Raw genomic sequence first — 25,422 nt, forward strand, 5'->3', positions numbered from 1 at the left:
TTACTGCCTCCCGTTAGCATTGGCGGGCGTCTCTGTTTTATACAACGACGGGTCCTCTGGCTGTGGCCGGGTTTTGAAGCGGCGGTGCAACCACATGTATTGTTCAGGATGTTTTAACACGGCTTGCTCAACCCATTGATTCACCCGGGTGACATCGGCTTTATCATCGCCACTCGGGAAATTGTTCAATGCCGGTAATACCTCGACCTGATACCCCTGATAGCCCGGCAGGCGATAAGTATAGACCGGGATCACCACACAGTTAGCTGCATTAGCGAACAACAGGGTACCGGTGGTGGTCGCCGTTTCTGCTACGGCAAAAAAAGGCACAAATTCAGCACGGTTGCGGCCATAGTCCTGATCCGGCAGATAGAAGCACACTTCCTGCTGGTTAAGTGCCTGAATCAGCCCTTTTACATCACGTTTGCCCACCATATATTTATTGGCGCGGTTGCGGCCATGGTACTGCAAATAGTCCATTAACGGGTTGTTATGGGGCCGGTAAAAGCCAACACTGGGGTGGGTTAAACCAAATACCCGGCAGGCCGCTTCTAAATGCAGAAAATGTCCGGCCAGCAACAGCACGCCTTTACCCTCAGCCCGGGCCGCTTCGATATGATGATAACCCTGAAAATGCGCCAGTTTCCGCACCCGCCAGTCTGGCCACCACCAGCCAATAATGGTTTCAAACAGAGCTTTACCTGACTCGGCAAAATTTGCTTTTAAAAGTGCCTGTTGTTCTTTTGCCGGCATTTCAGGAAAACATAAGGCAATATTGCGGGCTGCAACTTTGCGTCTGGAGGACATAAGCTTATACAGCAAGGCGCCAACGGCACGACCTAACAGCATTAATACCCGGTAGGGCAGCCAACTAATCAGCCACATCAGACCTACGCCCAGCCATAATAACCAGTATTGGGGAAGCAAAAAATGCCAGCTAAAACGGGGAGCATTAACCACAGTGGCTGTCTCAATAGAAAATAATGGGACTATTGTAACGGAAAAAAACCACCAGAAAAGACCAAACTGGTAAGAGGTTCACCGCGTCTGCGGTGAACCTTAAGCAACATTACTCGGTTAATGCCTGATTGATCGCCACTAAGTCTTGCTCAGACAGGTTGCCTGCAGCCTGCTTCAGCGACAAAATAGCAATAACATAGTTGTAACGGGCGCCTGATAAATTACGGCGTGCTTCAAACAGGTTACGGGTACTTTGCAACACATCAACGATGGTACGGGTACCCACTTCAAAGCCGGCTTCTGTAGCATTTAACGCACTCTCAGCTGATATTACTGCCTGCTCCAGTGCTCTGATAGTAGCGATATTGGCATTAATATCGTTAAACGAAACCCGAACCTGACGCACCGCAGTACGATAGCTTTGTTCTAAATCCTGACTGGCTGCAACATAGTTGGCCCGCGCCACATCGGTAGCGGCTACGGTGCCACCACCACTGTACAGTGGTACCCGTAAATTTACCCCGATCCGGCTGTTATCGAGTCTTGGCAAATCTGTTGTCTGGGTGGTGCCGCGAAAGGTGCTTTCAGTTTCTGATTTGCCCGAACCATAGGCCGCATCCAGACTTAATGTCGGGTAATGGCCGGCTTTAGCATTTTCGATATCATTCTGCGCAACATCCAGTGCCAGTTTATTGGCCTTGATATTCAGGTTCAGCTCTTCGGCGATAGTCACCCAGGCATCAGCAGTCGCCGGTGAGGGCTGCACCGTATCAAACTTATCGGTGTCTAAACTGGCCAGCTCGTTATGGTACTGGCCGGTAATTTCACGCAGGGTCTCGCGGGCAGTTTCCAGCATATTCTGGGCAGAAATTTCCCGTGCTACCGCACTGTCGTATTGAGCCTGGGCTTCATGCACGTCGGTAATGGCGGTAAGGCCTACTGCAAAGCGTTGCTTGGTTTGCTCAAGCTGGCGTTCAATTGCCCGTTTTTCTGACTCGGCAAAGCCAAGATCGTCTACCGCTTTTAACACGTTAAAGTACGCCTGCGATACCCGAACAATCAAACCCTGTATTTCGGCATCCAGAATGGTCTGGCTTTGCATCGCCAGTTTTTCGGCGGTGTTCAGGTCCTTCCAATTAGTCCAGTCAAATATTGACTGGCTTAAGCTGACTTCAGCACTCCAGCCAGTACGTTCGGAATCAACGATAATGATACCTTCCTCAACGAACTCCGGACTCTCAGAAAAGTTTTTACTGTAACCGGCCGTCAGGTTAAGTTGAGGTAACAGACGGGCTTTAGAAATATCAATCCGTTCCCTGGCTGCGTTGCGAATAGCCTCGGCCCGCAGCAATTGCGGATCTTTCTGGGTAGCCAGCTGATAAACAGTGGCTAAATTTTCTGCAAAAGCGCTAACACTGAATACGGTTAACGATGACAGAATTAAAGTACTTAAAAGCGTTTTTTTCATAATCACCAAGTCCTGGCTTAAAGGAAACTGCCCAAATGATAACCTGTTACGGTAAACTAAGTCAGGATTAAACCGTAAAGTTACCGTCAAGAGTGTAACAAAATGTGAGGGCAGACATGTCTGGAGTCAATAACGATGATTATCCATCATTTGCAGCGCAAGATGTAGAGGTAATCGATAAAAGCACGGTTTTTCAGGGTTTTTTCCGGGTTGAACGTTGTCAGTTGCGCCACAAACTGTATGGCGGTGGCTGGAGTAGCGCTATGGTGCGGGAGATTTTTGAGCGGGGCCACGCTGTTGCTGTGCTACCTTACAATCCAGACACTGATCAACTGGTGCTGATTGAGCAGTTCCGGGCCGGGGCAATGATTGACAACCGCAGCCCCTGGCTGCTGGAAATTATTGCCGGTATGATAGATAACAACCAGAGTGCTGAGCAAACTGCCAGGCGCGAGGCATTGGAAGAAGCCGGGCTTGAACTGGGCGAGCTATGGCCTATGCTTAGTTATTTTTCCAGCCCGGGGGGCAGTACCGAGCGGGTGCAGTTATATCTTGGCCAGTTAAGCAGGCCCGTTATTCCCGGCATTTATGGCCTGACTGCTGAGCATGAAGATATTAAAGTGCAGGTGTTGTCCCGTGCGGATGCCCTGCAATTGCTGGCAGAGGGCAAAATTGATAACGCCGCCACCGTCATTGCGCTACAGTGGCTAAGTTTACATTTAACCGAGGTGCGTAGCGCCTGGAGTCATAATGCTGTTGACTAAAGCGCGGCAATATCAGCCGCAGTTACCGGATTTTCTCAGTTTGTGCGAGCGAAATTATGCCCGCCTGAACCGCTTATTGCCAGCCGACTTCGCGCCTGGCTTGCAATGGGTTATTGCCATAAATCCGCAACAGCGTTATCAGTTAACCGTGCTGGAGTGCGGCCCTTTTACTACCCGGTTACAAATTGAGCTTATAGCGCAAGGCCAGCCGTCAACTGGCAGCAACTTTGTCAGTCCCAGTTTTGATGTGCAGTTGTACCATGATGCTCAGCTGGCAGAAGTGGTAAGGGTGGCCCGCCACCGTAAGTTTGCACCACGCTATCCTTACCCCAACCCGCAGATGATGCAACCGGATGAGAAACGCCAGATCAATCTGTTACTGGCCGACTGGCTGAAGTTATGCATCAGCCAGGGCTATAATGCAGCGGCGGTGGAACTCAAATAATGTCAGTGTTGCAGTTAGCCGATAAAGCGCACTATCAGCACTATCAGATAGTGCAGATAAGCGATTGTCACCTGCTGGCTGACGTTGACGGCGAGTATCAGGGTGTTAAACCCGGCCGCTATCTGGAGCGGGTCATAAAGGCCCTTGCCAGTAGCAAGCAGCAGCCGGATGCGCTGGTTCTCAGTGGCGATTTAAGTCAGGATCACAGTGCTGAATCATACCAGCTACTGGCCCGGTTGCTGGCGCCACTGCGTTGCCCGGTACTGGTGTTACCCGGCAATCATGATGACTACAACCAGCTAAATTGGTTAACCAGTCAGGCACCGCTGGTTGATGCGACAAGTTTACAATTAGCGTGCTGGCAGTTGCTGTTGCTCGATACCAAAGGGGATACGCCGGCCGGCTATTTTGAGGCTGTGCGGCGCAACGAGCTGGCTGAACGTTTTGCCGCCAGCAGCGCCAGCCACTTCTGGTTGTTCAGCCATCATCACCCGTTACCGCTTGGCAGTGCCATTGATAAGCACGGTTGGCAGGATGCTGCTCCTTTCTGGCAGTTACTGGCAACCGAGCCCCGGGTAAGGGGCCTGGCACATGGCCACTGCCATCATGCCTACAGCAGTCAGCATCAGGCTATTCAGCTGGTGGGTTGCCCGGCCAGCTCGGTGCAGTTTTGCCAGCAGGACAGCTGGCATACCTTGGATCAGGGGCCTATGTATTGTCAGTGGCAATTTAAGGCAGATGGCCAGGTTGACTGGCAATTTATCACCGTAGGTCCGTAACATGGACAGCAGGAGAGACTACGTTTGACCCTTTATTATTTACATGGCTTTGCCAGTTCGTCACTGTCGGTCAAAGCAGTGCAGGCCCGCCGGTACTTTACAACACACTATCCCTCTGCAGATTTTGTCGCTCTTGATCTAGCCTACACTCCGGCGGAAGCCATGGCTCAGTTAACCGCAGCGATGGATAAAGCGCCGCCCCGCGCTATTATCGGCAGTTCGCTTGGTGGATTTCTGGCAACGGTTATGGCCGAGCGGTATCATTGCCGGGCCTGTTTAATTAACCCGGCGGTAGCACCACATCAGGTACTGGCAGATTATCTGGGGGAATATCATCATCCGGTATTGCAGCAACACTTTACCGTTCAGCAAAGCCACATGGCCGAGCTGGAGCAACTGATGCCTTTGCAGTTACGCTACCCTGCCAACTATTTAGTACTGTTGCAAAGCGGTGATGAAGTGTTAGATTACCGCAAAGCCGTTAGCTATTATCGGGGAGCCCGGCAACAGGTGATTAAAGGTGGCGATCACAGCTTTAGCGGTTTTGCCGATTATCTGCCGGCTATTGCTGAATTTTGCCAGTTAGTACCGCCGGCTATCGCGGGCTCCCAGTGACCAGACAGTGATAAAAACTATGACAGAACAACTGTACAACGCCGAATCGATTGAAGTATTAACCGGGCTTGAACCTGTACAGCGCCGTCCAGGCATGTATACCGATACGACCCGTCCCAACCATCTTGCCCAGGAAGTTATTGATAACAGCGTGGATGAGGCGCTGGCGGGCCATGCTGATTTGGTGCAGGTTATTTTGCATGACGACCAGTCTTTAGAGGTCATCGATAATGGTCGTGGTATGCCGGTCGATATTCACCCGGAAGAGGGAGTATCGGGTGTTGAGCTTATTATGTGTCGCTTACATGCCGGTGGTAAGTTTTCCAACAAAAACTACCAGTTCTCCGGTGGATTGCATGGTGTGGGTATTTCTGTTGTTAACGCTTTGTCGAGCCGGGTTGATGTCAGCATCCGCCGTGACGGTAATGTCTACGATATTGCCTTTGAGCACGGTAACAAAGTCAGCGAGCTGGCGATTACCGGCTCGGTAGGTAAACGCAATACCGGCACCCGCCTGCGCTTCTGGCCGACACCAAGCTATTTTGACTCGCCAAAGTTTTCAGTCAGCCGGCTGCTGCATGTATTGAAAGCCAAAGCAGTATTGTGTCCGGGCTTAACGGTAAAGTTTGACGATAAAACCAACCAGCAGCAATACAGCTGGTGTTATCAGGCGGGCATAAGAGATTATCTGGCCGAAGCAGTGCAAAACTATATTGCGCTACCAGAGCAACCCTTTGTCGGTAATTTCAGCGGTTCACAGGAAGCCGTGGAATGGGCCTTATTGTGGCTGCCGGAGGGGGGCGAGCTGGTTACCGAAAGTTACGTTAACCTGATACCCACCGCGCAGGGTGGTACTCATGTAAATGGTTTGCGTCAGGGCTTACTGGAAGCCTTACGTGAATTTTGTGAGTTTCGCACCTTGCTGCCCCGTGGCATTAAGTTGTCGCCGGAAGATGTCTGGGACCGCTGCAGCTATGTACTCAGTGTGAAAATGCAGGACCCGCAATTTGCCGGCCAGACCAAAGAGCGCTTGTCGTCACGCCAGTGTGCGGCTTTTGTCTCGGGTATAGTTAAAGATGCGTTCAGCCTGTGGTTAAACGAGCATACTGATATCGCGCTGGCATTAGCTGATTTCTGTATTAATAACGCCCAGAAACGCTTAAAAGCAGCCAAAAAAATTATTCGCAAAAAAGTGACGTCTGGCCCGGCCTTGCCGGGCAAGTTAACCGATTGTTCTGCACAGGATTTAAACCAGACTGAATTATTTCTGGTTGAAGGTGACTCAGCAGGGGGCAGTGCCAAGCAGGCGCGGGATCGGGAGTTCCAGGCGGTGATGCCGCTACGCGGTAAAATCTTGAATACCTGGGAAGTGGAATCAGGCCAGATCCTGGCCTCGCAGGAAGTACACGATATTTCTGTGGCAATAGGTATTGATCCCGATAGTCAGGATTTAACCGGGCTGCGCTATGGCAAAATTTGTATTCTGGCCGATGCCGACTCAGATGGTTTACACATCGCCACCTTGCTTTGCGCCTTATTTATGCGCCATTTCAGTACGTTAGTAGCAGCCGGGCATGTCTATGTCGCGATGCCGCCGCTGTACCGGATAGATATTGGTAAAGACGTTTATTATGCGCTGGATGAAGATGAAAAAACCGGGGTGCTGGACAGGATTGAAGCTGAGAAAAAACGCGGTAAGGTTAACGTACAACGTTTTAAAGGGTTGGGTGAGATGAACCCTCTGCAATTGCGTGAAACGACGATGGACCCGAATACCCGGCGCCTGGTGCAGCTAACCATTGATGACGTGGCTCAGACCATGGAGCTGATGGATATGTTGCTGGCCAAAAAACGGGCAACTGATCGACGGGACTGGCTGGAGTTAAAAGGGGACCGGGCGCTGATTGCCTAGCGCTGGGGCCAGGTTTGCCGGCGCCAAAGAAGTCGCATCACAATTAAGGATATGAAACTGTTTTGATGAAAATCTGCCGCTACTTATTGCTGCTGTTGTTACTGATCCAGGTATCTCTGGTTCGGGCGGAGCCAATCCCTGACTGGTTACAGGAGCTGGATAGCTTGAAACATCGTCAGCCTGAGCAAAGCCTGGCTACTTTGCTGGAGCGTCAGCCAGAGTTTGCCAGTCAGCCAGATGCGGTAAAGGCCTATTGGTTGCGGCAACAAGCTGCCTTGTACAGTGCGCTTGGCCGACATCAGCAACAGCAACAGGCTGCCCGTCGGGCAATGGCGTTACTGCAGGATACTGAATCGGCTTTAAAAGTGGAAGTATGGTACGAACTGGGCTATGCGCTGGAAATGCAGGTGCAGTTATCCGACGCACTGCAGCATTATCAACAGGGCACCGCCTTAGCGACCCTGCTTGATAATGAAAAGCTCATTCTGCGAGGCCAGATCAATCAGGCGGCAATCATGAGCGAACAAAACAATGATCAACAGGCACTGACGTTGTTAAAAGACGTGTATCAGCGTGCTGAATTGCTGCAGGACCCGGAAATACTGGCAGAGGTGAATGCCCAGCTGGGCCTGATGTATTCTTCACTGGCATTTGAAGATGATGCGCTGGAGTTTTTGCAGCGGGCGCTGGTGTTATATCAGCAATTAGGTTGGGTTAAAAACGAAATAGCAGTACTGTTTAATCTGGCCCGGACGTACAGCTATCAGGAAAAATATCAGCAGGCGTTGGACCATTTTAATCAGATGCTGCAACGCAGTCTGGCAGCAAATGATGACGTCAATTTGTATCACGCTTATCTCGGGCTGGCGATTACCAGCGCTGAAATGAACCGCACTGAGGCTGCACTCGGTTATATTGAGAAAGCGGAGCAATACTTAGCAAATTTGCAGTCCAGTTATCACGTGCAGTCTCACCATTACGAAAAAGCCCTGATTTATCGTGATTTAGAGCAAACATCGCTGGCAATGCAACAGCTGATGCTGGCGGAGCAAGCCAGCAGGCAACCTGCTGAGCAGGCCGACCATGTGGCACTGGCCATAAAATTACTACGGGCGGAGTTACTGGCGCAGCAAGACCAATACCAGAAAGCTTACTTTGCCCTGCATGATTTTATTGATGGCTTTCAGCAGCTTCGAAACAAAGAAAATGAATTGGCGCTGGAGCATATGCGGCTTGAATTTGACAGTGAACGGCAACAGGTTCGTACCAGCTTGCTGGAGGCCGAGAATGAATTAAAAGCGCTGCGCTTGCAGGAAGTGGAACGCAAACGGCAAATTCAGCTGTTGTGGTTAGGGATCCTCGGTTGTACAACCCTGATTTTACTGGGCATAGTATTATGGCAATTTACCCGGCGCGCCGATAAAAGTGGTCGTAAAAAAACCAACTTACCACTTTAATTACATTAGTTTTTAACGACCGAATTTATAACGAATTAGCGTAAATATAACAGGAACCGGCATGACAGAAACGGTGTTATCCCAGGACGGCGTTGAGCAGTTACCGCTGCGCCGCTTTACTGAAGAAGCCTACTTAAATTATTCGATGTACGTCATTATGGACCGGGCATTACCGCATATTGGCGATGGTTTAAAACCTGTGCAGCGGCGGATTATTTACGCCATGTCTGAGCTCGGCCTGTCGCACCTTGCCAAATACAAAAAGTCGGCCCGTACTGTCGGTGATGTGCTGGGTAAATTTCATCCGCATGGTGACAGCGCCTGTTACGAAGCGATGGTACTGATGGCGCAACCGTTCTCGTATCGTTACCCCTTGGTAGACGGCCAGGGTAACTGGGGTGCGCCGGATGATCCGAAATCCTTCGCCGCCATGCGTTACACCGAAGCCAAGTTATCCCGTTTTAGCGAGGTACTACTATCCGAGCTTGGCTCTGGCACCACCGACTGGTTGCCGAATTTCGATGGTACTTTAGAAGAGCCCAAAGTCCTGCCTGCCCGGTTACCCCATATTTTGTTAAACGGTATTACCGGTATTGCCGTGGGTATGGCAACCGATATTCCGCCGCACAATGTGCGGGAGGTGGCTAACGCCTGTGCTGCATTGCTGGACAACCCGCAAAGCTCTGTTACTGATTTAATGCAGTATGTAAAAGGGCCGGATTACCCGACTGACGCCGAAATTATCAGCCCGGCCAGTGATATTGCCGCAATTTATCAAAGTGGTCGTGGCAGCATCAAAATGCGGGCAGTCTATCAGTTGGAAGACGGCGACATTGTGCTAACCGCTCTGCCACACCAAACGTCTGGTGCAAAAATTCTGGAGCAAATTGCCGGCCAGATGCAGGCGAAAAAGCTGCCGATGGTTAGCGATTTGCGCGATGAGTCCGATCATGAAAACCCGACGAGGATTGTAATTGTACCGCGTTCCAACCGGGTAGATATTGAGCAGTTAATGCAACACTTGTTTGCGACTACCGATTTAGAGCGCAGCTACCGGGTTAACTTAAATATTCTGGGGCTGGATCAACGGCCGCGGGTGAAAAACCTGCTGGAAATTCTCAGCGAATGGCTGAGCTTCCGGCGTGACACCGTGCGTCGTCGTTTACAATATCGTTTAGATAAAGTGCTAGACCGCCTGCATGTGTTAGAAGGTTTATTAATTGCCTTTCTAAATATCGATGATGTTATCCGGATTATCCGTACTTTTGATGAGCCAAAACCGGAGCTGATAGCGTTTTTCGGTATAACCGAACGCCAGGCCGAAGCCATTTTAGAGCTGAAATTACGTCATCTGGCCAAGCTGGAAGAAATGAAGATCCGGGGCGAGCAGGACGAGCTGGCCAAAGAGCGGGACAAACTGCAAAGTATTTTAGGCTCAGAGAAAAAACTCACCAAGCTTATTCGCGATGAATTACTGGCCGATGCTGAAAAATACGGTGATGAACGACGCAGCCCATTAGTCACCCGCGGTGAAGCTAAAGCATTAAGTGAAAAAGAGTTGCTACCCAGTGAGCCGGTGACGGTAGTGCTGTCTGAAAAAGGCTGGGTACGCTGTGCCAAAGGCCATGATGTCGATGGCAATGCCCTGAGTTATAAAGCCGGTGATGCCTTTAAAGCGATGGCCAGCGGTCGTTCCAATCAGCAGGCGGTGTTTATCGACTCCAGTGGCCGTAGCTATGCCACCGAAGCGCATGAGTTGCCGTCGGCCCGTGGTCAGGGCGAGCCGTTAAGTGGCCGCTTTACCATTGTTGCCGGTGAAACGGTCGACCATGTGCTGCTGGGCGATGACAAGCGGGCATTATTACTGGCCAGCGACGCCGGCTATGGTTTTGTAGCCGAATACAGTGATTTACTCAGCCGTAATAAAGCGGGTAAGGCGGTGCTTAGCCTGCCAGTTGGCGCTAAAGTGTTACCGCCGCTGGTGGTGAAACAGCCCGAGACCGATTTATTACTATGTATTTCCAATGAAGGCCGGATGCTGGTATTTCCGGTCAGTGAATTGCCGAAACTCAGCAAGGGTAAAGGCAATAAATTAATGTCTATTCCATCAGCCCGGGCAGCCAGCCGGGAAGAGTACGTTTGTCAGCTGGCGGTGGTACCGGCAGAGGGCGGCGTTACTCTGGTAGCGGGTAAGCGTAAACTGACCCTGAAAACAGCTGATTTAGAGCACTATGTTGGCGAGCGAGGCCGCAGAGGCAACAAACTGCCACGCGGCTTGCAGCGGATTGACGAAGTGCAGGTGCAGCAGGGGGCCAGCGACAGCCAGCAAACTGATGAAACCACCAGTGATCAAACCAGCAGTGACAGCTAAAGCCGCTATACTGTGCCCCTTTTATCCTAAAGGGGCCAGCTAGTGATTGCGGTTGTTCGTCTAATATTACTGACGTTATTTTTTATTATCAGTACTGTGGCAGGGTTAATCGTCTGTTTGTTCAGACCTTTTCATCCTGACAACGTCGCGCTGTTCAGTCGTTGGTACGGCAAGGTTGCCTGGATCCTGGGGATTGAAGTTGAAGTGCGGCGCGATCCGGCAATTGTCGCTGGTGAGCCCTATGTGTTTATTGCCAACCATCAGAACAACCTCGACTTATTCACACTCAGTGGTACTGTATTACCCCGTACGGTAACCATTGGTAAAAAAAGCCTGAAATATATCCCGTTTTTTGGCCAGTTATACTGGTTAAGCGGCAATATCATGATTGACCGTAACGACAAAAATAAAGCATTAAGTACCATGCTGGCCGCAGCCGAGCGGATATCGCAGCACAAAATTTCAGTCTGGATGTTTCCCGAGGGTACCCGTAGTTACGGCCGGGGTCTGTTACCTTTTAAAATGGGGGCCTTTCATATCGCACTGGAGGCCAACGTACCGCTGGTGCCGGTAACCATGAGTAGCACCCATGATCAGTTCAAACTTAACCGCTGGAATAACGGCAAGGTTATCGTCCAGTTTGCCGCGCCCGCGCCGCTGAGCAAAGAAGACAATCTGCGTCAGTTTGCCAAAAATATCCGCTTACAGATGGCCGCACAAATTCAGCAGCTTGATGAAGAGCTCGGCAACGACTACACTGCGCGAAACAGCAAATCAAAAGAGTAATTGCATGGAAAACTGGCAGGAATTTACTGAAGATACCATAGGCGCGTTGCTGGAAGATGGCAGCGATCCGGATGCGCTTTATACCGTAGAGCATCATTTCTACGACAAAGACTTTAACAAGCTGGAAAAACTGGCCGTTGAGCTCTTTAAACTGGGTTATGAAGTCACTGACGCCGAAGAAGTTGAATTTGAAGACGGCGCCAGTGCCTGGGTTTTCGATGCCATTCGCGAGCAATCACTGGAGGTCGACCCTATCGTTGCTGATGCCATTAAACTGGAAGAACTGGCCCACAAACACGGTGTGGAATACGACGGCTGGGGCACTTACTTTGAAGGCGACGAAGAAGACTTTGATCTGGATGACGACGAAGAGTAAGGTATTAATTAAAAACAAAAAAGCCGCTTTATAGCGGCTTTTTGTTTTAATGGCAGTTTCGGTAGTGTTTGTTGCAGTAGCTATCTGCTGTTAACCTCCACCGCCAAGCCGGTCGCGCAGCTTATCTTTTAACTTGTCAGCGGCCTGCTCTTTTACGCCGGCCAGTTTGGCGTTCAGCATTTGCTCAATATTGCCCTCCAGCGACTCGGCCGCACTGTCTTGTTGATTCAACATACTCAGCCAGTCGCTCTGGCCACCCAGCTGCTGTTGTAACTCGCTGTCGAGCTTACTGCGCAGATCTGTTTGCAACGCAGCAATTTTCGCTTTGGCTTCACCCAGTACTGCATCAGCCAGCAGTTTATCCAGCGGCGAGCGAATGCTAACATCTGGTGCACTAATCAAACCCGTTGCGTTTAAATTAAGAGGGATTTCTGCCTGCTGGTTCAACAGCGTGACCAGTTGCTGCATGTATTTATTGTCGCTGGGGGTAAACTCGGCCTGTTGCAGCACCAGTTGGGCCTGCTGCTGCACCTGGTTGTCGACCAGATTTAGCTTACCCGTGCTGTTCAGCATGGCACCAGCGAGCTCTAGTCGGGTATCGCCACCGCCAATAGCCATACTGTCGACATTAATACCCTGCAATTGCCAGTTTACATTGGTGACCATTTGCTCCAGTACGGCGAAGTCGCCATCCAGTTTCAGCAGTGAAAGCTGCGGCAAACCGGTTACTTGTGCATTAAAGCGGGTTGCCGCGTTGATGATCTGGTGCTGGGCAGTAATATCCTGCAGCTCTACTAAGGCTTCACCGCCGCCAATCAGCCAGTTAACCCGGGCATTTTTAATCCAGAAATCCGGGTAGGGCTGGCTTGGCAGAGGCAGAATGCGGTTGGGCAGCGTGACTTCAGGCTCTTCGCCTTGCGCTTTGCCGGGTAAATTGTCCGGAATGTAAGGCCGTGCCAGGCGATACACCGCTTCCAGCTGACCAATCCGCTCGCCCCAGAAATCGCCCAGTAAAATCTGGCTGATGGGTGCCAGACCGCTCTCACCAATATTGGCCAGATCCTGTAATTTCTGCCAGTCACTGCTGCTGGCATCACGCAGGGCTGTTACCGCCTGCTGCAACTGCTGACGGCTCTGGCTAAGCTGCTGCTGCACCGCCTTTAATTGGTCGCGCTCTGCGCGCAGCGTGTCCTGCAGTTTTTTCAGTTCAGCTGCCTTAGCGGCTAAATCGGCGGGGTTGGCAATTTTACTGTCGGTCAGCGCTTTAATATCAGCCTGAATTTGCTCAAGTTTCGCTTTGTCAGGCAACTGTGATTGTAAGTCGCGCAGCACTTGTTGCTGCTCGTCGGCAAGCTGCTTTAATTCCTCGCCGCGGCCAACAGTTTGTAAATCTGCCCGGGCCAGAAGTTCATCGGCGTTAGGTAAGTCGAGCCTGAGCAACTGCTGTAAATCGACTTTGTCGGCCGGGTCAGCATGTGGGCCACGAAATACCTTGCCCGGACTGCTGCGCTCAGTACCGTAGGCCAGGCCGTCGACCGCCAGGTCGTTAATTACATAATAGCCCAGTAAGGCCGGCCACACTTCCAGTGCGGCCCGGGCATTGCTGAAACTAATGGTGTTATGGCTTGGTTTAGCATTGTCAGTAATTTGTAATTCACTGACGTTAAGGGTGAGCGGTGCCAGGCTGACCGAAACATCACTGATATTGACTTCAGCGCCAACTGCTTTTTCCAGGCTATACACCATGCCAAAGCGGATAGCGGTGCCAAGAAACAGATAAACGAGTGCCAGGACTGCTGCCAGCATTGCCAGAAAAATTAACCAACCGGATTTACGGATCATCTGACGCTCCTTAATTTAATTTTTCATACAGTTGCACCAGCTTACTGGCCTTTAACATCTGCACCACTTTCCATTGCTGCAGTTTACTCATGACCCGGCCACGATATTGCTTGACCAATACTGTACCCAGCCAGGTAACCGGCAGCAGTAACAGTATGCCCAGGACAAAGGCGCCCAGCACCAGCGTGTGATGTAAATGAAACAGTTGCAAGGTTTCACTTTGCGCCAGCAGTTGCAACAAACCGGGGCTTTGCGCATATTGCCAGGTAACAGCTTCCAGCGAGTCACCAAAAATAAACATCAGGCCGCTGCACAGGCCCCAGACCAGTAGAAAGGTAGCCAGATTAACAGTTAACAGACACACCAGCAGCAGGATAAGCAGCGTCAGTAAGCCAAACGGCAATAAGCCGGCGAGTAGGCCAAGGCCGATGCCCCAGCCAATTTGCCAGGGGGAGGCTTCAGAGTTCAGTACTTTCAGAATTCGGGCAAGCAGGGTTAGCATAGGACATCCTTTATCGTCACAGTCAGTGCTGTTATATAAGGTAACAGGCACACCGGCGTTTGTCAGCCGCCGGTGGTTGAAACAGTGTCGATAAACGCAACGGCAACGGGCTGTTACTGTAGCTGATGGCGCAGCCAGCGCTGACTAAGCTGCTGGCCGATTATCCGCAAAATTAACCCGGCCAGCAGCAATGCCGCGGCCAGTTCAAGCCAGCCAGGCAATACGGAATGCTGGTGTTGCATGGCACCCTGCACTGTTATATCAAAATAAGCCAAACCCTGGTCCAATAACCAGCCAAACAGTACCGACATCACAATGACCCCGAATAAGTATGCTGCCAGCGCGCGTTTACCTAATTCTTTGTATACCACGCTAATTGTGGCGATATTGGTAGCGGGACCGGCCTGCATAAAGACCAGCGCCGCACCGGGGGAGATTCCGACCAGCATCATTGCTGCGGCAATAGGTGTTGATGCCGTAGCGCAGACATACATTGGCACGGAGATTAGCACCATTAACAGCATGGTCCAGATACTGCTGCCATACCGGGTCAGGGAGTCCATTGGTACCAGAGTTTGCACCAGTGCGGCGAAAAAAAAGCCCAGCATTAGCCACAGGTAGAAATCGCTCAGCAGCTTGCCAGTACTGTATTGCAGGCCCTCTTTCGCCTGCTGCCACAGCGAAGGTTTTGCCGCTGTCTTGGGCTTGGCGCTGCAGCAGGATGGCTTAACCGGCTCACTGATCGGCGTTGCTTTTGCAGCACAGCAGCTTTTAACGTTATTACTGATATCAGCGGGCGCCGGCGCTTCAGTGGCCCGGCCAACCAGTAAACCGGCGGTAATGGCGCTGATAATAGCCGCAACCGGGCGTACTATCGCCATCACCGGCCCGAGCAGCACATAAGATACTGAAATAGAGTCTACCCCTGTTTCCGGCGTGGCACTTAAAAATGCCACTGTCGCCCCTTTGCTCGCTCCACCGCGGCGTAACTGGATTGCTGCCGGGATAACGCCGCAGCTGCAAAGTGGCAAAGGTGCGCCCAACAGCGCACCCTTTACCACCGGTTTTACGCCTTCGCCACCCAGTTGCCGCTGCAGCCAGTCCATCGGGATCCAAGCCTTCATCACTGCTGCAACTGCCAAGCCAACCAGTAACCAGGGTGCGGACAGCACAAACAGCTGCCAGAAGTTATCTATAAAATCCAGCATCAGTTATGCTCCTGCTGTTGTTGCGGGCATATTATGTTGCTCGGGTTTAACAGCGCTGCCTTGCTCCAGTGCCGTCAGAATAGAGCACTCTGTGGCGCTGATGCTGCCGCCGCAACAGGCGTTGTCGAGCTGTTGCAGGGCTTGCTTAAACTGCTGCAGCTCGCGCAGCTGCTCACTGATTTCCCGGATTTTTTGCTGCACCTTATCTTTGACATCGCTGCATTGCCACTGGCTTTTGTTATCTTCAATTTGCAGCAATTCATGAATTTGCTGCAAACTAAACCCAACACTTTTTGCCCGTAAAATAAAGGCCAGGCGCTGGCTGTCGTCTTCACTGTATAAGCGATAGCCGGCGTCAGAGCGGGCGCTGGGGCTTAACAGCTGTTGTTTTTCATAAAAGCGGATGGTATCAACACTGACCCCATGCCGTTTAACTAACTCGCCAATCTTCATCTGAGTGCTCCTGCTATCGCTTTAAACGACTACGTGCACAGTATAAACCCTTGAGCTTACTCCAGAGTCAAGGGTTAGCAACAAAATCAGCTGGCCATAGTCAGACCAGGGCTTGGTCAAGGAGTAGTTGAATGCTGAAACCAGTTATTATTGCGGTACCCAGTACCACCAACACAAAGGCAATCATCAGCGGCCACTGAAACAGTCGTTTTAGAATAATCATTTCCGGCAGACTGGCGCCGGCACCGCCGATGGTCAGCGCCATTACGCTACCTAAACTGGCCCCTTTGGCGACCAGGGTTGCCGCCAGTGGCAACATGGTACTGGCCCGCACATACAACAAGATGCCGCTCAGGGCTGCGGCAGGGATCAGCCACCAGGGGTTAGCGCTGCTTAAACCTGCCAGCAATGAAGCCGGCACGTAGCCATGAATAACTGCACCTACCGCCACACCCAAGGCAATGTGTGGTAAAAAACTGCGGGTTTCACTGATTGCTTGTTGTAGTAATTTTTTTAGTGACAAGGGGTTCGCTGCTTGTATCGCAGGTTCGGTGCTACTGCTGCCACAGCAGCTTTTGGCAACAGCAGGTAAGGTTACAAAGCGCTGGAAATTAAAGGCTTGCAGAAAAATTCCGCTGCTGATAGCTACCCCCAGTACGGCTAAGCTGTAAATTAGCAGTAGTTTCAAGCCAAAAATTACCCATAACATGGCAATTAAATACGGGTTTAACAGTGGTGAGGTAAACAGAAAGGTCATGACCGGGCCAAAAGCAGCATTGGCCCGCAATAACCCCACCATCATTGGCAGCGTTGAGCAACTGCAAAAAGGCGTGATAGCACCCAGACCAGCGGCCAGCAAGTAGCCACTTTTACCTGATAAAAGCGCCTTAACCCGTGCTTTGGGGATTTTATGTTGTATCCAGCTGACCAGCATGCTGATCAGCACGAACAACACCACCAGTTCACTGAACACGATGACAAAAAACCGGATGCTGCTGTAAAGCGCATTTTGCTCAAGATTGATTATATCCAGCATGATAGAACTCCTCATTTTTAATATTCCGCAAATATCGAAATATTGAGTGATAAAAAAGCCCGGCTGGGCATACACATTTCCATTAATGTGGAATTATTTTATTTCCATTTATATGGAATTGTCAACATGCTTCGATAAATATAGAATGATTATATTTTCTGACGAACAACGGTAGTAACAGGAGTTAGTAATGGAACTTGAATTGGCCGCCGCCCGGCTGGCAGAACTTGGGCATAGTACCCGGCTGGCAATATTTCGTATTTTGGTTAAAGCAGGCGGGCAGGGGCTAAGTGTCGGTGATATTCAGCAACAACTTGATATTCCTGGTTCAACCTTATCGCACCATCTGGCGCGAATGATCAAGGTAGATTTATTGCAACAGCAGCGCGACGGCCGCACCTTGTATTGTCAGTTGCAGTTTGAGGTAGTGGAGTCCTTGCTGGGCTATTTATACGCTGAATGCTGCACAGCTGATGGTCAGCCGTTACTGGCGGTCAACAAAATCGATAGCGCCGCCAGATGTTGAAGTTTTTGCGGACAACAGCCGGTGGGGTGCGACAAAAGGGTGCCGGCAACTACCAGAAAGCGGTTACGATTAGCTATTACTGATGAATAGGGAATACCAATGCGCAATTTTGTTTTAAGCCTGAGTTTACTGCTGTCACTGGTTGCTTGTACCGGAAATACCTCGTCTGTTGGGTCGCAAGGGGCCGTCCAAGCCTCATCAGAAACTGAGTTTAACCCTGCCTGGCTTGGCACCAGTGCTGCCCAGCAGGCGCTGACCAGTGGTAAGTTAAGCAGTGAACAGCTGGTTACCTATTACCTGCAGCAAATTGAAACGCATAACAAAACCGGGTATCAGTTAGCCGCAATCAGTGACATTAATCCGGATGCCCTGGCACAGGCGCGGCAACTTGATGCCGAGCGGCGTCAGGGCAAGCTGCGCTCTGCATTGCATGGCTTACCGGTGGTGCTGAAGGCCAATATAGCCACTAACGACAGCATGCCGACTACAGCCGGCGCCCTGGCGTTGCAGGGCCACCTTACGGCGTCAGACGCTGCATTGGTGAGTCAGTTGCGGGCCGCCGGGGCTATTATTCTGGCGAAAACCAATTTATCGGAATGGGCCAATTTCCGGGGGGAAAAGTCAGCCAGTGGCTGGTCGGCGCTTGGTGGCCAGGTGCGCAATCCACATTTACTCAGCCATACACCTTGTGGTTCCAGCTCGGGCTCAGCCGTCGCGGTGGCTGCTGATTTAACTTTGCTGGCTGTCGGTACTGAAACCGATGGCTCGATAATGTGCCCGGCTGCTATTAATGGCATTGTTGGCATAAAGCCAACCCGCAGTGCGGTGTCAGGTGAGGGTATTATCCCGATAGCTGAGGCCCAGGACATTGCCGGACCAATGTCCAGAACAGTATATGGTGCGGCATTACTATTGGATGCATTAGCCACGCCTGCGGCACAAAATAAATTTGCGGTATCGCTAACTGAAGCGGCAGCCCAGCGGCCCACTGCAAAGAAAGTGCTGGTGGTGCGCGCATATGATAAACAGGATGCGGCGTTAGCGCCTATGCTGGATAAGCTGACAGCAGAGCTGAATGCTGCCGGAATTGAGGTGGTCAGCACTGATAACTGGCAATTGCCGCCAGAATTGTATCAGGCAGAACTGAAAGTATTAATTTATGAATTTAAACGTGATTTAGAGCACTGGCTAACGACGTATCAGGTACCTGCAGAGCGAGACACCCTGGCAGAAATTGTGGAGTTTAACCAGGTGCAAGGCCAAGCCGCGCTGGCATTTTATGGCCAGGAGTATTTAGAGCAAGCCGCCGCCATCGATCTGGAAGCCGATAAGGCCAGTTATCAGCAGGCATTATCTGACAGCCGGAAATTAGCAGAACAGGCGCTGGATAAGTATCTGCGTGAGCAGGGTTTTGATGCGATTATTATGCCGTCTTATGGTCCGGCCTGGCCAATTGATCATGTTAACGGCGACGACTTCAATTTTGGTACCTCAACAGCGGCGGCGGTGGCGGGTTATCCGTCCATTACTTTGCCAGCGACTTATAGCGGTATTCTACCACTGGGCGTCAGTCTGGTGGGTTTACCCTGGTCTGAGCCCCAATTACTGGCGCTGGCCAGCTTACTGGAGCAGCGGTTGGCGGCGTATCAGCAGCCGGGTTTTGTGGCGGAATTAAGCGACTGAGCTTATATTGCAGTTTTGACTTATTTGCCGCCTGGGAGTAACCTTAGCGGCAATTGCCATTGGCAAACTTATGTTAAACAACTTCTGTTAAGCAAATTATGTTAAGTACTATGGTACAACAGCAAAAGCACTGGACTATCCCGTTGATGGTCAGCCTTGCTTTGTCCTGGTGTTTATTGCTGTGTGATGGTTTAGTGAATCAGGCACATGCCGAGGCCACTGACCATCAGCAGCAGTCTGTCGCGCAGCTTGCGACAACGCCGCCGTGCCATGGTCAATTGCCGCCAACCAGTGTTGATGGCACAGAGCTGCCACCACTTACCGCGCAGCATGATAACTGCTCCGGCTGCGATACTCAGGCCACCCAACTCGATCCTTTGTCACTACCAGCATTAATATTGCTGGTAAGCTGGCTGCATCCGGCTGATATCTGGCCGGCTATTGAACCGGCTAATAACTGGTTTGCTCAGGCGCCCCCCCCGCGACCCTCTGTTCCCCTTTATTTACGTAAAAGTCTGCTGCTGATTTGATACCTGCCGTTTTCGCTACGGTCATTTTTGGTATGTCAAAAGCAGAGGTTTTACTATGTTTATCCCGGTTAAAAGCGCCATGCTGGCCAGTTTGCCAGTATTATTATTTCTCCATAGCAATGTTGTGGCAGCCGCTGCCCAGCAAAGCCCTGCTACAAAGCAAAGCCCACTGCAGCAATTAACTGCGTCTGCTGAACAAGCCACGGTGTATACCTGTTCAATGCACCCGCACGTGCGCTCCACTAACCCTGATGACCGTTGTCCTATTTGTGGTATGGCGCTTATTCCGGTAACCAGCGACAGGTCAGAAAATCCTGCTTCGGGTGCCAGCGATGCTGCCAGTGCGGTGCGCTTAAGCCCTCGCGCCTTTGCACTGCTGCAACCTGAGCTTAGCCCGGTGCGGCGTCAGCCGGCCGAGGGCAGTATAGCCTTAGTCGGAAAACTGGCTGCTGATCAAAGCCGCTTAAAAACCATTAGTGCCTGGACATCAGGCCGGATCGACAAATTTTATCTTAATACCAGCGGGGTCGATGTTAGCGCCGGCCAGCCAATGGTGGAAATTTTTAACCCGGATCTTATCGTTATTCAACAGGAGCTGGTGCAGGCCAAACAACTGGCTGCGGCAAGAGGTACCAGCCTGCCAGCGGACAGCACGCTGGCAGCAGCGCGGCGGCGTTTGCGCCTGCTAGGAGTGCCAGCCAGCCAGATTGACAGTATTTTAGAAAGTGAAGATCTGCAAGATACCGTAACTATCAGTGCGCCGGTTTCCGGCCGGGTGCTGGAAAAGCGGGTGAACGAAGGGGCTTATGTCAGTGCTGGCCAGCCTTTGTTCACTGTGCTGGCGCTCGACAAGCTTTGGCTGGAGCTGGAGGCCTTTGAGCACCAGATTACCGCTATCAGCCCGGGGCAGCCAGTCAGTGTCGAATTCCTGGCACTGCCGGGGCAAACGTTTAACACCGAAGTGCTGCTACTGGAACCTGAAGTGGATAGTAACCGGCGGACGGTCACTGTGCGGGCACTGCTGGATAACCCGGATGGCCGCCTGCTGCCCGGTATGCTGGCCCGTGCCAGCTTGCTTGACAGGCAGGATGACGTATTGCTTATTCCCGCATCAGCAGTGCTGCACACCGGTCAACGCTCGTTAGTTTATGTGCAGCATCCGGAACAGCCGACAGAGTTTTCTGGCCGGCATGTAACCTTGGGCCGGCGTTTTGCTGACGACTATCAGGTGCTGAGTGGTTTGTCTGAAGGTGAGCTGGTGGTAAGCAAGGGCGCATTCCGGTTGGATAGCGAGCTGCAGATCCGCGGTTTACCCAGTATGCTCGCTGCGGATGGCCGCAGTGGCGACCCCCATGCGCAGCATGCTCATCAGCCAAAACCGGCGCAACAAACAGAGCAGCAGATGGCGACACCGGCTCAGGCCGAAGAATTTACTCTCAGCGCTGAGCAACAAACAGCCATTCTGGAGCCTTATCAGCAACTGTACCTGGCCTTAACTGAGGACGATCTGGCAGGCTGGCAGCAGGGCACCGCTGCCTTTGAGCAAGCGATTGCCGGGGTTGACTGGCCTGACAGTTTGCAACCACAGCTAACGCAGTTGCAGCGTGGCGCCGGTCATAGTCAGCATATAAACGACCTTGAGCAGGCACGCCAACACTATTATCAGCAGGTGCAGGCGCTGTTGCAGCTGGCAGAGCAGGGTATATTAGCGGCTGGCTGGTACCGGGCCTTTTGTCCGATGGCAGGCGACGGGGAGGGCGCAAGCTGGCTACAGCCTCAGGCCACCATATTAAACCCCTACTTTGGGCCGATGATGCAAGGTTGCGGTGATATTGAACAGCAATACAGCAACGGGGGCCGTCATGCGCACTGAGTCAACGTTGCAGCAACCACAACGCTCCTGGTTCGGACAACTGATTGCACTGTGCCTGCATCAGAAATTGCTGGTATTGCTGCTGAGTGCTCTGCTTGTCGTGGCGGGTATTGCTTATGCGCCTTTTGGCTGGCAAACGGGTATGCCGCTGCAGCCGGTAGCGGTCGATGCTATTCCTAACCTGGGTGAGAATCAGCAAATTGTCTTTACCGAGTGGCCGGGCCGTTCACCCCAGGATGTGGAAGATCAGCTGAGTTATCCGCTGAGTGTTGCTCTGATGGGCGTGGCGGGAGTGAAAGATGTCCGTACCTTGTCGATGTTCGGCTTTTCCAGTATTGCAGTAATTTTTGATGATAGCGTGGAGTTTTACTGGTCACGTAGCCGTTTACTGGAAAAACTGGCCAGTTTGCCAGCGGATACCTTACCGGAGGGCGTACAACCCAGCCTGGGGCCGGATGCTACCGCATTGGGTCAGGTGTTCTGGTACACCTTAGAGGGCCGCGACCCCGCTGGTAATACTACCGGAGGCTGGGATTTAGATGAACTGCGGAGTATTCAGGACTGGTACTTGCGCTCAGGTTTACTGGCGGCAGAAGGCATCAGTGAGGTGGCGTCAATTGGCGGTTACCAGCGCGAGTATCAGATTGAGGTTAACCCGGACTTATTGCGGATTCACCAGGTTACCCTGGCCGATGTCAGTAATGCAGTGATGGCGGCCAATCTGGATGTCAGTGCCGGTAGCCGGGAAATTAACGGTGTGGAATATCTGTTACGGGGCGTCGGCCTGGTAAAAGATCTCAGCGATATTGAACAGGCAGTCGTGCGGCTGGCCGCTGACAATACGCCAGTCACCGTGGCCGAGGTGGCCACTGTCAGTATAGGCCCGGCGCAGCGCCGCGGCGCCCTGGATATCAATGGTGCTGAAGCGGTTGGTGGGGTGGTAACGGTGCGCCAGGGTTATAATCCGCGGCAGGCTATCGATAATATTAATGCGCAGCTAAGCCAGGTAAGCCGTGGTCTGCCGGCCAAAGCCGTTGTCGACTGGCCGCATACGACTGTGCAGCAGGTGGCCGATTTTGCCAGTGCGAATGGTTTACCGGCCTGGGGCAGCGATAACAGTCAGTGGACCCGCTACTTGCAGCAGCACCCCGCCACTGCCTGGCCAGAGTGGCTAACCTTAAGCCAGCTGACGGTGGTGCCATTTTACAACCGCTCAGAGCTGATTAATGAAACCCTGGGGACCTTACAACAGGCGCTGAGTTTGCAGTTACTGGTCACTGTTATTGTTGTGCTGGCATTGCTATGGCACCTGCGGGCTGTGTTTGCGGTCAGTGTTATGTTGCCGCTGGCGGTATTGCTAAGCTTTATCGGTATGAAACTGCTGGCGGTTGAAGCCAATATTGTGGCGCTGGCGGGTATTGCCATTGCCATTGGTACTATTGTTGATATGGCCATAATCGTTAGCGAGAACCTGATCCACCAGCGCCGGCAACAACCTGAGTTAACTGCTTATCATGCGGTGCAGCGGGCAATGCAGGAAGTCGGGCCGGCAATACTGACTGCCATCAGCACTACCGTAATCAGTTTTCTGCCGGTGTTCAGTATGACGGGCGCCGAAGGTAAGTTATTTGGTCCGCTGGCATACAGTAAAACCCTGGTATTACTGGCAGCAGCGTTATTGGCATTAACCTTATTACCGGTATTGCTGTTTATGCTGTTTTCGCCACGGCTGCAGCAAGTTCAGCAGTACTTTAAGCCCCTGACAACCAGGCTAACGCGGTGGCCTAGCCGCTGGCTAACCGGCACGCCATTGGCACGGGTAAGACTGCCAGCCAGCCTGTATCGCCGTGGCCGGGCATTACTGTTGTTAGCATTATTACTCAGCGTGACGGGTTTGCTGGCATACTTCTGGCTGCCATTGGGGCCGGCTGCGGGTTTACTGAGTAATATGCTATTGGTGGCACTGCTGCTTGCGGTGGTGCTGCTGTTTTTCTGGCTGTTTTTACGCTGTTATCTGCCGCTGCTGCAATTGGTTCTGAAGCTGAAACTGCTGTTTATGTTGTTGCCATTGCTGCTGGTATTACATGGGCTCAGTATCTGGTTTGGCGCTGAACGGGTGCTGCCCTGGGTGGCAGCTGACAGCACCACGGCGCAGCGCTACCCCGGCATGGGGCGGGAGTTTATGCCAGCCCTGGATGAAGGGGCGTTTTTACTGATGCCAAGCCTGATGCCGCATGCGTCGATGGCTGAGGCACTGGCGGTATTGCAGCAACAGGACCAGGCGATTGCCGCTATTCCGGAAGTGCGTTCAGTAGCTGGCAAAATTGGCCGGGCGGAAACCGCGCTGGATCCGGCACCACTTGGCATGATTGAGACGCTGATTCAGTATCACAGCGAATATAAAACGGATAGCAACGGTAAACGGCTGTATTTCCGGTTTGACCCTGAGAGCCAGCAATACGCCAGGGATAACACCGGCCAGCTGATCCCCGATAACCAGGGCCGGCCCTACCGGCAATGGCGCGATCACATTACCAGCCCGGATGATATCTGGCAGGAGATTATTCAGGCCGCCCAGTTACCCGGGGTCACGTCAGCGCCTAAGCTGCAGCCGATAGAAACCCGCCAGCTAATGTTGCAAACTGGCATGCGCTCGGCGATGGGCATAAAACTGGCTGCGCCAGATCTGGCAACGCTGGAACAAACGGCATTGCAACTTGAGCAGTTATTGCGCGAGGCTCCGACGGTGTTGCCAGCGACGGTCAATGCCGAGCGTATTGTCGGCCAGCCTTATCTGGAAATTCATCCGGATCGCGCGGCAATCGCCCGCCACGGGCTGAGTATGCAACAGGTGCAGCAGGCGATAGCGAATGCAGTTGGCGGCATGGAGGCCGGACGAATTATTGCTGGCCGCGAGCGCTATCCCATCCGGGTACGCTATATGCGGGAGCGTCGGGATACGTTGGAGCAACTTGCTGAAGTATTGGTCGATACGCCTGCCGGTTATCCGTTGCCGCTAAACCAATTAGCCGATATTCATTATCAGCGTGGACCGCAGATGATCCGCTCGGAAAATACTTTCCTGACCGCCTATGTAACCTTCGGTGGTAAGCCGGGCATGGCCGAAGTAGAGGTGGTTGATGCGGTAGCCGACTATCTGGATAGAGAGATTGCCAGTGGCGCCTGGCAGTTGCCAGCCGGAACCAGCTATAGTTTTGCCGGTAGTTTTGAGCAGCAACAGCGGGCCGCCACAACCTTGTTATGGGTAGTACCGCTGGCGTTGATCCTGATTTTCATGCTGCTTTATCTGCAGTTCAGACGGGTGAGTACGACGCTGATGATTTTCAGTAGCATCGCCGTTGCCTGGGCCGGTGGTTTTATTATGCTGGACTGGTTTGGCCAAAGCTGGTTTATGAATTTCAGTCTGTTTGACACTAACCTGCGACAGCTGTTTCAGTTACAGCCTTACAATTTAAGCATCGCTGTCTGGGTGGGCTTTCTGGCGTTATTTGGTATCGCGGTCGACGACGGGATTGTGATGGCCAGTTACTTAAAGCAGGCCTTTACTGACAGCAAACCCGGCAGTAAAGCAGAGGTGCGGGCGCTGGTGCTGGCAGCCGCAGCCAAACGGATCCGGCCCTGTCTGATGACCTCGGCGACCACTATTCTGGCGTTATTACCGGTATTAAGTGCCACTGGTCGCGGGGCAGATTTAATGATCCCAATGGCTATTCCGACCTTTGGCGGTATGTTGTTTGTGCTGTTAAGCGTGTTTATGGTGCCCGTGCTGTATTGTGCGGTGGAGGAAAGGAAATTGCGGAGTGAGTAAATGCGAT

The 25,422-nt window shown here is 52.1% G+C and carries 21 protein-coding genes; 14 read left to right on the forward strand and 7 right to left on the reverse strand.

All coding sequences use genetic code 11. The annotated features are described in order from the left end of the window. Entirely contained in the window at positions 1 to 960 is a 960-nt protein-coding gene (gene lpxL / locus KG631_RS10305) for an LpxL/LpxP family Kdo(2)-lipid IV(A) lauroyl/palmitoleoyl acyltransferase (RefSeq protein ID WP_213999527.1), read from the reverse strand. 109 nt (positions 961 to 1,069) lie between these two features. Further along, positions 1,070 to 2,428: an outer membrane channel protein TolC gene (gene tolC, locus KG631_RS10310; RefSeq protein ID WP_213999530.1), complete on the reverse strand. Its 1,359-nt coding sequence runs from the start codon at positions 2,426 to 2,428 to the stop codon at positions 1,070 to 1,072. Between the two features lie 116 nt (positions 2,429 to 2,544). Between tolC and nudF the strand changes: the two genes are divergently transcribed. From nudF to rraB, 9 genes are all read left to right on the forward strand, one after another. Beyond that, positions 2,545 to 3,192 carry an ADP-ribose diphosphatase gene (gene nudF, locus KG631_RS10315; protein ID WP_213999532.1) on the forward strand — a complete coding sequence of 216 codons (648 nt, stop codon included), beginning with the start codon at positions 2,545 to 2,547 and terminating at the stop codon, positions 3,190 to 3,192. Beyond that, positions 3,179 to 3,637: a DUF1249 domain-containing protein gene (locus KG631_RS10320; protein ID WP_213999534.1), complete on the forward strand. Its 459-nt coding sequence runs from the start codon at positions 3,179 to 3,181 to the stop codon at positions 3,635 to 3,637. The genes nudF and KG631_RS10320 overlap by 14 nt, the downstream gene beginning before the upstream one ends. Then, positions 3,637 to 4,416, forward strand: coding sequence for a metallophosphoesterase (locus tag KG631_RS10325; protein ID WP_213999536.1), 780 nt, complete (start codon positions 3,637 to 3,639; stop codon positions 4,414 to 4,416). The genes KG631_RS10320 and KG631_RS10325 overlap by 1 nt, the downstream gene beginning before the upstream one ends. 24 nt (positions 4,417 to 4,440) lie before the next feature. Beyond that, a complete protein-coding gene (locus KG631_RS10330; RefSeq protein WP_213999538.1) occupies positions 4,441 to 5,031 on the forward strand; it encodes a YqiA/YcfP family alpha/beta fold hydrolase in 591 nt (196 codons plus the stop codon). Positions 5,032 to 5,050: 19 nt separating this feature from the next. Continuing rightward, entirely contained in the window at positions 5,051 to 6,943 is a 1,893-nt protein-coding gene (parE, locus tag KG631_RS10335; protein ID WP_213999540.1) for a DNA topoisomerase IV subunit B, read from the forward strand. Between the two features lie 65 nt (positions 6,944 to 7,008). Further along, positions 7,009 to 8,400 (forward strand): tetratricopeptide repeat protein, encoded by a 1,392-nt coding sequence (locus KG631_RS10340; protein ID WP_301003723.1) that lies wholly within the window; start codon positions 7,009 to 7,011, stop codon positions 8,398 to 8,400. Positions 8,401 to 8,461: 61 nt separating this feature from the next. Beyond that, positions 8,462 to 10,771, forward strand: a complete 2,310-nt coding sequence (gene parC, locus KG631_RS10345) for a DNA topoisomerase IV subunit A (protein ID WP_213999544.1) — start codon at positions 8,462 to 8,464, stop codon at positions 10,769 to 10,771. A gap of 42 nt (positions 10,772 to 10,813) precedes the next feature. Then, on the forward strand, positions 10,814 to 11,557 hold the full coding sequence (locus KG631_RS10350) for a 1-acylglycerol-3-phosphate O-acyltransferase (protein WP_213999546.1): 744 nt from the start codon (positions 10,814 to 10,816) through the stop codon (positions 11,555 to 11,557). A gap of 4 nt (positions 11,558 to 11,561) precedes the next feature. Further along, entirely contained in the window at positions 11,562 to 11,933 is a 372-nt protein-coding gene (gene rraB / locus KG631_RS10355) for a ribonuclease E inhibitor RraB (RefSeq protein WP_213999548.1), read from the forward strand. Between the two features lie 90 nt (positions 11,934 to 12,023). Here the strand turns inward: rraB and KG631_RS10360 are convergent, their stop codons facing one another. The 5 genes from KG631_RS10360 to KG631_RS10380 form a co-directional block, all read right to left on the reverse strand. After that, entirely contained in the window at positions 12,024 to 13,775 is a 1,752-nt protein-coding gene (locus tag KG631_RS10360) for a TIGR03545 family protein (protein WP_213999550.1), read from the reverse strand. Positions 13,776 to 13,785: 10 nt separating this feature from the next. After that, positions 13,786 to 14,277, reverse strand: coding sequence for a TIGR03546 family protein (locus KG631_RS10365; RefSeq protein WP_213999552.1), 492 nt, complete (start codon positions 14,275 to 14,277; stop codon positions 13,786 to 13,788). Between the two features lie 113 nt (positions 14,278 to 14,390). Continuing rightward, a complete protein-coding gene (locus KG631_RS10370; RefSeq protein ID WP_213999554.1) occupies positions 14,391 to 15,485 on the reverse strand; it encodes an SO_0444 family Cu/Zn efflux transporter in 1,095 nt (364 codons plus the stop codon). A 3-nt stretch (positions 15,486 to 15,488) separates the two neighbouring features. Next, a complete protein-coding gene (gene zntR / locus KG631_RS10375) occupies positions 15,489 to 15,938 on the reverse strand; it encodes a Zn(2+)-responsive transcriptional regulator (RefSeq protein WP_213999556.1) in 450 nt (149 codons plus the stop codon). A gap of 100 nt (positions 15,939 to 16,038) precedes the next feature. Continuing rightward, entirely contained in the window at positions 16,039 to 16,974 is a 936-nt protein-coding gene (locus KG631_RS10380) for a permease (RefSeq protein ID WP_213999558.1), read from the reverse strand. A 190-nt stretch (positions 16,975 to 17,164) separates the two neighbouring features. Here KG631_RS10380 and KG631_RS10385 point away from each other — a divergent pair, with 190 nt between their 5' ends. The 5 genes from KG631_RS10385 (at position 17,165) to KG631_RS10405 (ending at position 25,415) form a co-directional block, all read left to right on the forward strand. Further along, entirely contained in the window at positions 17,165 to 17,500 is a 336-nt protein-coding gene (locus KG631_RS10385; RefSeq protein WP_213999560.1) for a metalloregulator ArsR/SmtB family transcription factor, read from the forward strand. Between the two features lie 99 nt (positions 17,501 to 17,599). Then, complete coding sequence (locus tag KG631_RS10390) at positions 17,600 to 19,183, forward strand: amidase (protein ID WP_213999562.1); 1,584 nt, start codon at positions 17,600 to 17,602, stop codon at positions 19,181 to 19,183. A 98-nt stretch (positions 19,184 to 19,281) separates the two neighbouring features. Continuing rightward, positions 19,282 to 19,713 carry a hypothetical protein gene (locus tag KG631_RS10395; RefSeq protein WP_213999564.1) on the forward strand — a complete coding sequence of 144 codons (432 nt, stop codon included), beginning with the start codon at positions 19,282 to 19,284 and terminating at the stop codon, positions 19,711 to 19,713. Positions 19,714 to 19,768: 55 nt separating this feature from the next. Next, on the forward strand, positions 19,769 to 21,586 hold the full coding sequence (locus tag KG631_RS10400; protein WP_213999566.1) for an efflux RND transporter periplasmic adaptor subunit: 1,818 nt from the start codon (positions 19,769 to 19,771) through the stop codon (positions 21,584 to 21,586). Further along, positions 21,576 to 25,415 carry an efflux RND transporter permease subunit gene (locus KG631_RS10405; protein ID WP_213999568.1) on the forward strand — a complete coding sequence of 1,280 codons (3,840 nt, stop codon included), beginning with the start codon at positions 21,576 to 21,578 and terminating at the stop codon, positions 25,413 to 25,415. The genes KG631_RS10400 and KG631_RS10405 overlap by 11 nt, the downstream gene beginning before the upstream one ends. Positions 25,416 to 25,422: the final 7 nt, after the last annotated feature.

The organism is Arsukibacterium sp. (genome assembly GCF_018402695.1).
Lineage (GTDB): Bacteria > Pseudomonadota > Gammaproteobacteria > Enterobacterales > Alteromonadaceae > Alishewanella.